This is a genomic window from Duncaniella muricolitica (assembly GCF_910574735.1).
Taxonomy (GTDB): Bacteria; Bacteroidota; Bacteroidia; order Bacteroidales; family Muribaculaceae; genus Duncaniella; species Duncaniella muricolitica.
Genome location: NZ_CAJTCF010000102.1, coordinates 1 through 11,424 on the forward strand (window position 1 = coordinate 1; position 11,424 = coordinate 11,424).

The following is an 11,424-nucleotide window of genomic DNA, read 5'->3' on the forward strand; positions in this document are numbered from 1 at the left end:
TTATCTTCGTTGCTTGTCTTGACATAATTGGAGAGATAAGTATATGTAAGACAATAACGTTTGAAAATGGATTTCATTGCATTAATTCTTTAATAAAACATACTTAGCGTATGTTTTATCGCAAAATATAGGTTGAATAAATACGAAAACTGTTTATAAAAAGACAAAAGTCTCAAAAGCAACAAAAGTTTTCAATTACCTGCATAAAACTTTTCAGCAAAGTAATTGAAAACTTTTGTTGCTTTCGAGACTTTTGTCCTTATGTATCTCCTTTAATTGGAGGCAATTATTCTACTGTCCAGGTCTCACCGGCCATGACCATGTCGCGGAGCGACGAGAAGTTCTTGCGGGCGCGAACCTCAGCCACCTGCTTCTCGATTTCCTCGTTATAGACGGGCGACTCCACATCGCGTATCACGCCGATGGCGAGAGGGAGCGAATGGCCGTCCATCATAGCGAGCTGTTGGTGGAGGAAGTTAGACTGGGTGTGGGCATCGTGAACGAGCACATCGTCCATTGTATAGCCCTCCTCGCCGACCTTTACGGCTTTGAGCAGGAAACCGTCCTGTACGAGACCATACTCCTTGTCCTTGCCGAAGAGCATCTTCTCGCCGTGCACGAGTTTGATCACACGCTCGGCGCGATGCTCGCGGTCAGTGATGTCGTTGTGTATGCCGTGGTTCCAGATCACACAGTTGCAGAGCACTTCCACCACCGATGTGCCGGCATGCTGCTGGGCGGCGGTGAGCACCTCCTGGCTGGTCTGAAGCTCTACGTCGATGGAGCGGGCAAAGAAGTTGCCGCGTGCGCCAAATACGAGCTCGGCCGGGATAAACGGGTCCTCGGTGGTGCCGTAGGGCGATGATTTCGACACAAAACCGCGGTCGCTGGTAGGCGAATACTGACCCTTGGTCAGACCGTAGATTTTATTGTTGAAAAGCAGGATATTGATGTCGACATTGCGGCGTATGGCATGAATGAAGTGGTTGCCGCCGATGGCGAGACCGTCGCCGTCGCCCGAGATCTGCCATACGGTCATGTCGGGACGGGCCACCTTGAAGCCGGTCGCGATGGCTGCCGCACGTCCGTGGATAGTGTGGAAGCCATAGGTGTTCATATAGTAGGGCAGACGCGACGAGCATCCGATGCCTGAGATTACGGCCATCTTGTGGGGAGGTACTCCTACGCTTGCCATGGCCTTGTGGAGTGTGTTGAGGATGGCATGGTCTCCACAGCCGGGACACCAGCGTACAGCCTGGTCACTCTTATAGTTTGCGGGGGTGTATTTGATGTCTTCCATGATTATTTGCCCTCCATGATTTTGGTTACACCGTCAACGATTTCTTGCGAGAGGAAGGGCTGGCCCTGTATCTTGTTGATGCGACGGATGTTGAGGTGGGGATATTTTGATTGGAGATAGTCGGCGAACATGCCGGTGTTGAGCTCGGCCACGATGATGGTCTTGTAGCGTCCGAGGATTTCGGCGGTGTTCTTGGGGAGCGGATTGATGTAGCGGAACTGTGTGAAAGCCACTCTCTTGCCGGCAGCGTTGAGGTCGTCGGCCGCCTGGTGGAGATGTCCGTATGTGCCGCCCCAGCCTACGAGGAGAGTGTCGGCCTCGGTGTCGCAGAGCACTTCCTGCTCGGGTATATAATTGGCGATGCGCTCGATTTTCTCGCGGCGCAGGAGCACCATCTTCTCGTGGTTGACGGGATCGTTGGATATCGCGCCTGTGTCGGAGTCCTTTTCGAGACCGCCGAGACGATGCTGCAGGCCTTCGTCGCCGGGTATTGCCCAGTAGCGGCTGAGCGACTCGGGGTCACGGTGATAGGGCTTCCATGCGGCACGGGCCTCTTCGGCTACGTAGGGCACACGTATTTCGGGATAATCCTCGGCTTCGGGTATGCGCCAGGCCGACGAACCGTTGCCGATGAAGGCGTCGGTGAGAAGTATCACCGGGGTCATGTGCTCGATGGCTATGCGCGAGGCCTCAAAGGCCATGGTGAAGCAGTCGGTGGGCGACACGGGTGCTACGACAGCCAGAGGCGACTCGCCGTTGCGGCCGTAGAGAGCCTGCATGAGATCAGTCTGCTCGGTCTTGGTGGGGAGACCTGTCGAGGGACCGCCGCGCTGCACGTCGACGATTACCAGCGGCAGCTCGGCCATCACGGCCAGACCGATACCCTCGCTCTTGAGCGCGAGGCCGGGGCCTGAGGTTGAGGTCACGGCGAGGTCGCCTGCAAATGACGCGCCGATGGCGGAGCATACGCCGGCTATCTCGTCCTCCATCTGACAGGCCTTTACTCCGAGGTCTTTGCGCTTGGCCAGCTCATGGAGTATGTCGGTGGCGGGGGTTATGGGGTAGGAGCCAAGGAAGAGGGGACGTCCGGCTTTTTCAGAAGCGAGGATAAAGCCCAAGGCGGTGGCGGTGTTGCCGTTGACGTCGGTGTAGACGCCGGGACGGGCATTGTCGCTCTCGATGCGGAATGTCGACACCGAGGCGTGTATGTTGTGGCCGTAGTCATATCCGGCCTGTATCACCTTGGAGTTGGCTTCGTAGATGGCCGGTTTCTTGGCAAATTTATTCTTGAGCAGCTTGAGCGCGCCTTCGATGGGGCGGTCAAAGAGCCAGCACACCAGGCCGAGGGCGAAGATGTTGCGGCACTTGAGCACCGACTTCTGGTCCATGCCGCTGTCGGCAAGGGCGTCCTTGGTCATGGATGTGACGGGAGCTTCGATTATCTGGGCATTGATGCCGAGTTCCTTGAAGGGCTCGTCGGTCTCGAAAAGAGCTTTTTTCAGGCCGGCTTCGTTGAACGAGTCGATGTCGACGATGATTACGCCGCCCGGCTTGAGGTTTTTGTATCCGCGCTTGAGAGCGGCGGGGTTCATGGCTACAAGTACATCACACTGGTCGCCGGGAGTGTGTACGCCTTTACCGACACTTGCCTGGAAGGCAGAGACTCCACTGAGAGATCCCTGTGGCGGACGCATGTCGGCCGGATAGTCGGGGAAGGTGGACACTGAGTTACCAAGCCCGGCCGAAACGTTGGTGAAGAGATTGCCTGCAAGCTGCATGCCGTCGCCGGAGTCGCCGGAAAAACGCACTACAACTTTGTCGAGGGTCTTTACGTTTGTTTTGTCTAACATAACCGGAATATTATCTATATGTATTTACTTGATTATTTGCTTTCTTTACGTGAAACGTTGATGATTTGGATTGATTTTTTAGACTTCGGTTGTTGTTCTTGTTGAGAGATTTAAGATTTTTGATGGTTGGTATTAGAGGTTTTATGTTACGATAAATTTATCGTCTGTTGAATGTGAGAGGCTGCGGGCCGGTGTCACCGTTGACCACAGTGCGCTTCACCTCCCATGAGAGCGAGCGTCCGGCCAGCGGAGTCCATCCGCAGCGGCTCTTGACGTCGGCGTCGGTGACGCGTCGGCCGGGCATCTCCACCGGGGCCACTATGGCAAGGTCGGCGTGATAGCCTTCGCGCAGATAGCCGCGCCGGTCGATGTCGAGCAGCCGTGCCGGAGCATGACACATCAGCTCGGCTATGCGGGCTATGTCGAGCCCCTCGGCGTCGGGGTCGGACGACATGAGGTCGAGCATGGCGGGCAGCGAATACTGCACCATCGGCATGCCCGAGGCTGCGGTCACGGCGTTGCCCTCCTTCTGAGCGGGCAGATGAGGCGCGTGGTCGGTGGCTATGGTGTCGATGACGCCTCCAGGACGCAGTTCGCGCAGGAGGGCTATGCGGTCGCTAGGCTCCTTGATGGCCGGATTGCACTTGATGCGCGCACCGAGAGTGGCGAAATCGTTGCGGTCAAAGAGCAGATATTGCGGGCATGTCTCGGCCGTGACATTGACCCCGCGGGCTTTGGCCTCGGCTATGAGCTGCAGCTCTTCGGCTGTGGATATGTGGCATATGTGTACGTGCGCGCCACCTTTCTCGGCCAGCCCGATGGCATGGCGGGTGGCGGCTATGCACGCCTGGCGCGGACGCATGTCGGGATGCATCTCCACGGGCACACCCTCGGGATGTTGCGCCTCGAGTTGCTGACGGGCGGCGCGTATGATGGCTTCGTCCTCGGCGTGCACGGCTATGAGGGCCGGGGCCTTGGCGAAGAGTGTGGCAAGAGTGGTGTCGTCATCGACAAGCATGTTGCCGGTCGACGAACCGAGAAACAGTTTGATGCCGGCCACGCGTGAATAGTCGGCCCACATCAGTTCTGACAGATTTTCGTTGGTCGCACCGATAAAAAATCCATAGTTGGCCTCCGATACTTCGGCGGCGCGGGCCATTTTGCCCTCGACAGCCTCCATGCTCACTGTGGCGGGCTTGGTGTTGGGCATGTCGATAAACGATGTCACGCCCCCGGCCACAGCCGCGCGGCTCTCGGTGGACATATCGGCCTTCTCGGTGAGTCCCGGGTCGCGGAAATGCACGTGTGTGTCAATGACTCCGGGCATTATGTATGCTCCGTCGCAGTCGTTTATCTCGTCGGCGGTCACGCCTTCGGGCAGGTCGCCGTGACCTATGCGGGTTATCTTGTCGCCATCGGTGAGGAGCCATCCGTGTGTCACGGAGCCTTCGTTGACGAGCATTGCGTTGTGAAACAGTATGGTGCTCATTGCTTTGTGCTGTAATCGGGATATTTTGTGAACAGGCTGCTCCATTTCAGGCGCATGACTCCGAAAAATCCTTCGCTGAAGATGCCCGAACTCATCTTGGAGGTGCCGAGCACACGGTTGACAAACACGATGGGCACCTCGGTGATGCGAAATCCGTATTTGTAGGCCAGAAATTTCATCTCTATCTGGAAAGCATAGCCCTTGAAGCGTATCTTGTCGAGCGGGAGAGCCTCGAGCACTCTGCGCCGGTAGCACACAAATCCGGCGGTGGCGTCATGTACGGGCATGCGGGTGACGGTGCGCACATAGACCGATGCGTAATATGACATCAGCACACGGCCCATCGGCCAGTTGACCACATTGACTCCGGTGAGATAGCGCGAGCCTACGGCTACGTCGGCTCCGTCCTTGCAGGCCTGACGCAGCTTGGGCAGGTCGGCGGGGGCGTGGGAGAAGTCGGCGTCCATCTCGCAGATGTATTCATATCCGTGCTCCAGAGCCCACTTGAAGCCTGCTATATAAGCGGTGCCGAGTCCGAGCTTGCCTTTGCGTTCCACGATGTGCAGACGCTGCGGATGTTTGGCTATCAAACCTTTCACTATGTCTGCGGTGCCGTCGGGTGAATTGTCGTCGATGATGAGGATGTCAAAGGCCACGGGCAGGTCTAAGACCGCCGCGATGATGGCCGCGACATTCTCTTTCTCGTTGTAGGTAGGGATGATGACAAGACTGTCAGACCTTACTGTTGTTATTGGACTTGTGCCCGTCATGGTGGAACGATTCATGTTTTGGTTGCAAATTTAGTAAATAAAGCACAAATCCAAACATTTAAGAGGAAAAAATAAAATTAAAAGAGCCAAATAGCACGAGAGATGCTAAAAGACTCTTTTATTAAGTCGGCGGGGAGTGAGATTTTTCTAAATAAGGAGGTGATTTTAGAATGTTTTTCCGATTTGTGCAAAGAAATCTCTTTCTGACTGCGTTCAGATTCTCGGGGGGGAGTTAGAGTATTACAGTCATAGCAGCTCTTTGGCGAGGGCTGTGCGTGTAGCGTCTGTGGCGGGGACGAGAGGGAGACGCAACACCTCGGAGTAGGCCGGGAACATGTGGTGGAGCAGGCATTTTATGCCGGCAGGATTTCCGTCCTTGAACAGCAGCGAGTAGAGGGCCGAGAAACGCTGGTGGAGCGGGGTGGCCTCGTCGTGACGCTCCGGGTCGAGGCTGAGGTGTATCATTTCGGTAAACTCGCGCGGATAGGCGTTGCCGAGCACAGAGATGACCCCGTCGCCCCCTTTGCCTATCATGGTGTGGGCCAGCGAGTCGTCGCCCGAGAGTACGAGGAAGCCTTCGGGGCGGCGGGTGATGATGAGCGAGGCCTGTTCCATGTTGCCCGACGCCTCTTTCACGCCTATGATTTTGCCCGGAAATTCGCGGGCGAGGCGTATGATGGTGTCGACCTCCATGTTGACGCCCGAGCGGCCGGGGATATTGTAAAGTATCACGGGGATGGGGCATGCACGGGCTATGGCCGAGAAGTGGCGATACATGCCCTCCTGGGTCGGCTTATTATAATAAGGTACGACCGAGAGTATGGCTGCAAACTCTTCGATACGTTCGGTGTCGGCTATCTCCTCGACTATCGCACGGGTGTTGTTGCCGCCGATGCCCACTACCACGGGGATGCGGCCTGCCACACGGTCGAGGATGCGTTTCTCAAGTTTCTTTTTCTCTTCGCGGCTAAGGGTTGGTGTCTCGGCCGTAGTGCCGAGCGCAACTATATAATCGGCTCCCGACTCGACGAGATAGTCGATGTGGAAGTCGAGCGCGTCATAGTCGATTGACTCGTCTGACTTGAATGGAGTGGTGAGGGCTACGCCCATGCCACGTAAACGTGAAGTCTCCATAAAGAGAAAAATTCTTGAATTTTGGGTAAATCACGACAAAATTATAGAAAAAACCGAACTATTGCAAAAAAATAAGAACAAAGGAGCGCGTATAGCATGCTTGTTTATAATTTTTTCAGGAATTACTATCCTTTTTGTAATATGCCGACCTTTGCTTCTTGCGTGCAGTGGAAATGAGTGACGTAATTTCTTCGTCTCATGCCAGGGGGGAAATTTTAGCAAATTTTTGGTAGTATGTTTGGGGAATAATGCGTAACTTTGAACCCATGACACCACCATTTATACATCTTCATGTCCACAGCCAGTATTCGCTGCTTGACGGACAGGCTTCGGTGACGGGTCTTGTCGACAAGGCCATGGCCCTCGATATGCCGGGCTTCGCTTTGACCGACCATGGCAACATGTTTGGCATCAAGGAGCTGGCTAACTATGTGGGCAAAGTAAAGAAGAAATACAAGGGTAAAATCGAGGACGCGCGCAAGCGTCTGGAAGATGCTCCCGAGAGCGAGCGCGAGGCTCTGCGTCCAGAAGTGGAGGCCGAGATAGCCAAGTATGAGCGCAAGCTGAAGTTCAAGCCTATATTCGGCTGCGAGATGTATGTGGCCAAAGGGTCACTCACCGACCGCAGCGACAAGTCGGACAAAGGGCGTCACCTGGTGGTGCTTGCCAAGAATCTCAAGGGCTATAAAAATCTCATCAAGATAGTGTCGCAGGCCCATACCGAAGGCTTCTATCACCATCCGCGTACCGACAAGGAGGCCCTTGCCGCCCATCGCGAGGGGCTGATAGTGTGCTCGGCGTGTCTGGGCGGCGAGATACCGCGTCTCATAGCCACCGGGCAGCTCGAGGAGGCCGACCGGCAGGTCAAATGGTTCAAGGACACATTTGGCGACGACTATTACATAGAGCTCCAGCGTCACAAGACCGACATGCCAGGAGCCAACCGCGACACCTATGTCGAGCAGGAGCGTGTCAATCCCGTGCTCATCGAACTGGCACGTAAGCACGACATCAAAATCATAGCCACCAACGACTCTCATTTCATCAATGCCGAGGATGCCGAGTCGCATGACCGTCTGATATGTATCTCCACCAACAACTATCTTTCCGATCCCGACCGCATGCGCTACACCAAGCAGGAGTGGTTCAAGAGTCAGGAGGAGATGGCGACGGTGTTTCCCGATCTGCCCGAGGCGTTGTCCAACACAATGGAGATTCTCGACAAGGTGGAGATATATTCCATCGACCATGCCCCCATCATGCCCTTCTTCGAGATTCCCGCGGAGTTTGGCACCGAGGAGGAGTATCGTCAGCGCATTACCGAGAAAGACCTCTTTGACGAGTTCACGCAGGACGAGAACGGCAACGTGGTGCTCAGCCCCGAGAAGGCTCAGGCCAAAATCGACAAGCTGGGCGGCTATGACAAGCTTTACCGCATAAAGTTTGAGGCCGACTATCTGGCCAAACTCGCCTATGAGGGAGCCGACCGTCGTTACGGGTCGCCGCTCACCCCCGAGCTTGAGGAACGCATACGCTTCGAACTGTATATAATGAAGACGATGGGTTTCCCTGGCTACTTCCTTATCGTGCAGGATTTCATCAATGTGGCCCGCAAGGAGCTCGGCGTGTCGGTAGGCCCGGGCCGTGGCTCGGCGGCCGGAAGTGTTGTGGCCTACTGTCTCGGCATCACGCAGGTCGACCCCATCAAATATGACCTGCTGTTTGAGCGATTTCTCAACCCCGACCGTATATCGCTCCCTGATATCGACGTCGACTTTGACGACGACGGCCGCGCCGATGTGCTCCATTATGTCACCGACAAATATGGCGAGGACAAGGTGGCCCACATCATAACCTTCGGCACCATGGCGGCCAAGTCGGCCATCAAGGATGTGGCGCGTGTGGAGCAGTTGCCGTTGCCCGAGAGCAACCGTCTGGCCAACCTCGTGCCCAAGCGTATGCCCGACGGACCCGACGGCAAGACTCTCAAGACCAATCTCAACAACTGCTATAAGTTTGTGCCCGAGTTCGCGCCCGAGCTCTCCTCGCGCAATCCGCTCATCACCGAGACACTCGAGTATGCCCGCCGTCTCGAGGGCAATGTGCGCAACACCGGCGTGCATGCCTGCGGCGTCATCATATGTCGCGACCCCATCACCGACTGGGTGCCTGTGGCTACGGCGGTCGACAAGAATCCCGGCGCGTCGGGCAACGACAAGATGATCGTGACCCAGTATGAAGGCTCCATCATAGAAGACACCGGACTTATAAAAATGGACTTCCTCGGACTGAAGACACTTTCAATAATCAAGGAAGCCATACATAATATAAAGGAGACCCGCGGCATTGACGTCGACATCGACGCCATCGACATCGCCGATCCCAAGACCTACGAGCTGTATTGTCAGGGCAACACCACGGGTACATTCCAGTTTGAGTCGGCCGGCATGCAGAAATATCTGCGCGAGTTGCAGCCCTCGACGTTTGAGGACCTCATAGCCATGAATGCCCTCTATCGTCCCGGCCCTATGGACTATATACCCGACTTCATCGCCCGCAAGCACGGTCGCAGCCCCATCACCTACGATATTCCCATTATGGAGAAATATCTCAAGGACACGTATGGAGTGACCGTCTATCAGGAGCAGGTCATGCTTCTGTCGCGACTGTTGGCCAACTTCACCCGCGGCCAGAGCGACTCGCTGCGCAAGGCGATGGGCAAGAAGCTCATCGACAAGATGAACGAGCTGGAGGCCCTATTTATGGAAGGAGGCCAGGCCAACGGCCATGACCCCAAGGTGCTCCAGAAGATATGGGCCGACTGGAAGAAGTTTGCCTCCTATGCGTTCAACAAGAGTCACGCCACGTGCTACTCGTGGGTGGCGTTTCAGACGGCATGGCTCAAGGCCAACTATCCGTCGGAATACATGGCGGCCATTCTTACCCGCAACCGCTCCGACATCACCAAGCTCACGGGCTTTATGGACGAGTGTAAGCGCATGCACATACGTGTGCTCGGTCCCGATGTCAACGAGAGTTTCATGGAGTTTGGTGTCAACAAGCAGGGTGACATACGCTTCGGGCTCGCGGCCATCAAGGGCGTGGGTGAGGGAGTGGTCAAGTCCATCATTGCTGAGCGTGACGCCGGAGGTCCGTTCGAGTCGGTCTATGAATTTGTGGAGCGAGTCCCCTCGGGCACTGTCAACCGCCGAACGCTTGAGAATCTCGTGCTTGCCGGTGCCTTCGATAGTTTTGACGGCATGAAGCGCGAGGACTTTTTCGGCGAGAACGCCAAGGGAGAAGCCTTCAGCGAAGTGCTGGTGCGTTACGGACAGGCGTTTCACAACGACAAGATGTCGTCGGCCATGTCGCTCTTCGGTGACGACGCCGATATGGCCACAGCCGGCCGTCCGCCCGTCACTCCCGCCCCCGAGTGGCCCATGGCCACCAAGCTCGAGAAGGAGCGTGAACTGGTGGGCATGTATCTCTCGGCCCATCCGCTCGACCCCTACTATATGGAGCTGACCCACGGCACGGGCTGCACCGTCAAGCATTTCTCCGAGATGGAGCCTGTCGAGGGTATGGATGTCAAGCTCGGCGGCATGGTCATTGACTTTCAGACACGCCAGGGCAAGAACGGCCCCTTCGGCATCATGAAAATCGAGGACTACACGGGGAGCACCGAGTTTATGCTCTTCGGCCAGACTTACATCGACTTTCACAACTATGGCGTGCCCGGGACCCCGATACTTATCTCGGGACAGTTCCAGCGGCGGTTTGCCAACTCCGACATACGCTTCAACATCAAGACGATGCAGCTTCTTCAGGATATGAAGGGCAAACTGGTGAGAAACATCACCATCGACATCGAGACCAAGCGTATGAACGGATTTCTCAAAAATCTTATCGAGGAAGCCTCGGCGGCCGACGGAGTGCCTACGGGCGAACTCGCCTTCCGTGTGTTTGACCCCGGCATCAACCGTGTGCTTCACATGTCGTCGGGGCGGCGCATACACATTACCCGCGCGCTTGTCGATGCTCTGGATGACGAGCAGATAAGCTATACGATAAATGACTGAACAATTACTGACGTTTTAACATAATTCATAACAATCAACATTATTACAACTATGGTTTTTACTGATCAGAACGTACATGAGATTATCGCATCGGGCCAGCCCGTAGTGATTGACTTCTGGGCTACCTGGTGTGGTCCTTGCGTGCGCATGTCGCCCATCGTCGAGGAGCTTGCCCAGGAGTATGAGGGCAAGGCCGTCATCGGAAAGTATAACATCGAGGAGGAGAACGACCTGGCCATGAAGTATCGCATCATGTCGATTCCTACCATCCTGTTCTTCAAGAACGGCGAGCAGGTTGCAAGCCTCCGCATGGCCGGCGCGCAGCAGAAGGACGCTCTCAAGGCACGCATCGACGAGCTCCTCGCTCTCTAAAGAGAACGACTGACATCAAAACAGGGACAGGCCTTGGCCGCAAATTCATTGTGGCCGTGGACTGTCACTCCGGGAAACCGCTCACGCAGACTCGCCACGAGTGTGCGCAGGGCGGTTTTCTGCGCTTCGGTGCGGGTGTCGGCCGGGGTGGAGCAGTCGGTTTCGACACCTCCGACGTAGGCGATGCCGATGGACGAGGAGTTGTAGCCGCGGCAATGCGCACCGGCACGTTCGAGGCTTCGGCCCGGGTGTATCGAGCCGTCGAGATATATAATGTTATTACTGTCCGCTAAACTTTTTTTGAGCGATTGAAAAATTAGGGCTGATTCTTGCTAAGGCAAGCGACAAAAGTCGATTACCATTTGCAGGAGTCAGCCCTAATTAGTTATTTTTGGTGTCGTCAAACAAACCATGAATAACCATGAGCAAA

At 55.5% G+C, this 11,424-nt stretch carries 8 protein-coding genes; 2 read left to right on the top strand and 6 right to left on the bottom strand.

The genetic code is table 11. The annotated features are described in order from the left end of the window. Positions 1–286 precede the first annotated feature (286 nt). The 5 genes from QGT73_RS15805 to dapA form a co-directional block, all read right to left on the bottom strand. The gene (locus QGT73_RS15805; protein WP_123617308.1) at positions 287–1,300 is read right to left on the bottom strand and encodes a 2-oxoacid:ferredoxin oxidoreductase subunit beta; all 1,014 of its coding nucleotides are present in this window, start codon (positions 1,298–1,300) and stop codon (positions 287–289) included. A 2-nt stretch (positions 1,301–1,302) separates the two neighbouring features. Next, the gene (locus QGT73_RS15810; protein WP_280123087.1) at positions 1,303–3,150 is read right to left on the bottom strand and encodes a 2-oxoacid:acceptor oxidoreductase subunit alpha; all 1,848 of its coding nucleotides are present in this window, start codon (positions 3,148–3,150) and stop codon (positions 1,303–1,305) included. Between the two features lie 157 nt (positions 3,151–3,307). Next, complete coding sequence (locus QGT73_RS15815) at positions 3,308–4,639, bottom strand: amidohydrolase family protein (protein ID WP_280123088.1); 1,332 nt, start codon at positions 4,637–4,639, stop codon at positions 3,308–3,310. Beyond that, entirely contained in the window at positions 4,636–5,424 is a 789-nt protein-coding gene (locus QGT73_RS15820; protein ID WP_280123089.1) for a polyprenol monophosphomannose synthase, read from the bottom strand. Before QGT73_RS15820 ends, QGT73_RS15815 begins: the two co-directional genes overlap by 4 nt. A 231-nt stretch (positions 5,425–5,655) precedes the next feature. Beyond that, entirely contained in the window at positions 5,656–6,543 is an 888-nt protein-coding gene (gene dapA / locus QGT73_RS15825) for a 4-hydroxy-tetrahydrodipicolinate synthase (protein ID WP_280123090.1), read from the bottom strand. Positions 6,544–6,809: 266 nt separating this feature from the next. On the opposite strand from dapA, the gene dnaE reads away from it, so the two are divergent. Continuing rightward, positions 6,810–10,622: a DNA polymerase III subunit alpha gene (dnaE, locus tag QGT73_RS15830; RefSeq protein WP_280123091.1), complete on the top strand. Its 3,813-nt coding sequence runs from the start codon at positions 6,810–6,812 to the stop codon at positions 10,620–10,622. A gap of 51 nt (positions 10,623–10,673) precedes the next feature. Then, positions 10,674–10,994, top strand: coding sequence for a thioredoxin (gene trxA, locus QGT73_RS15835; RefSeq protein WP_280123092.1), 321 nt, complete (start codon positions 10,674–10,676; stop codon positions 10,992–10,994). Here trxA and QGT73_RS17575 read toward each other — a convergent pair. Continuing rightward, complete coding sequence (locus QGT73_RS17575; protein WP_425278417.1) at positions 10,991–11,311, bottom strand: N-acetylmuramoyl-L-alanine amidase; 321 nt, start codon at positions 11,309–11,311, stop codon at positions 10,991–10,993. The genes trxA and QGT73_RS17575 overlap by 4 nt on opposite strands. Between the last annotated feature and the right edge of the window lie 113 nt (positions 11,312–11,424).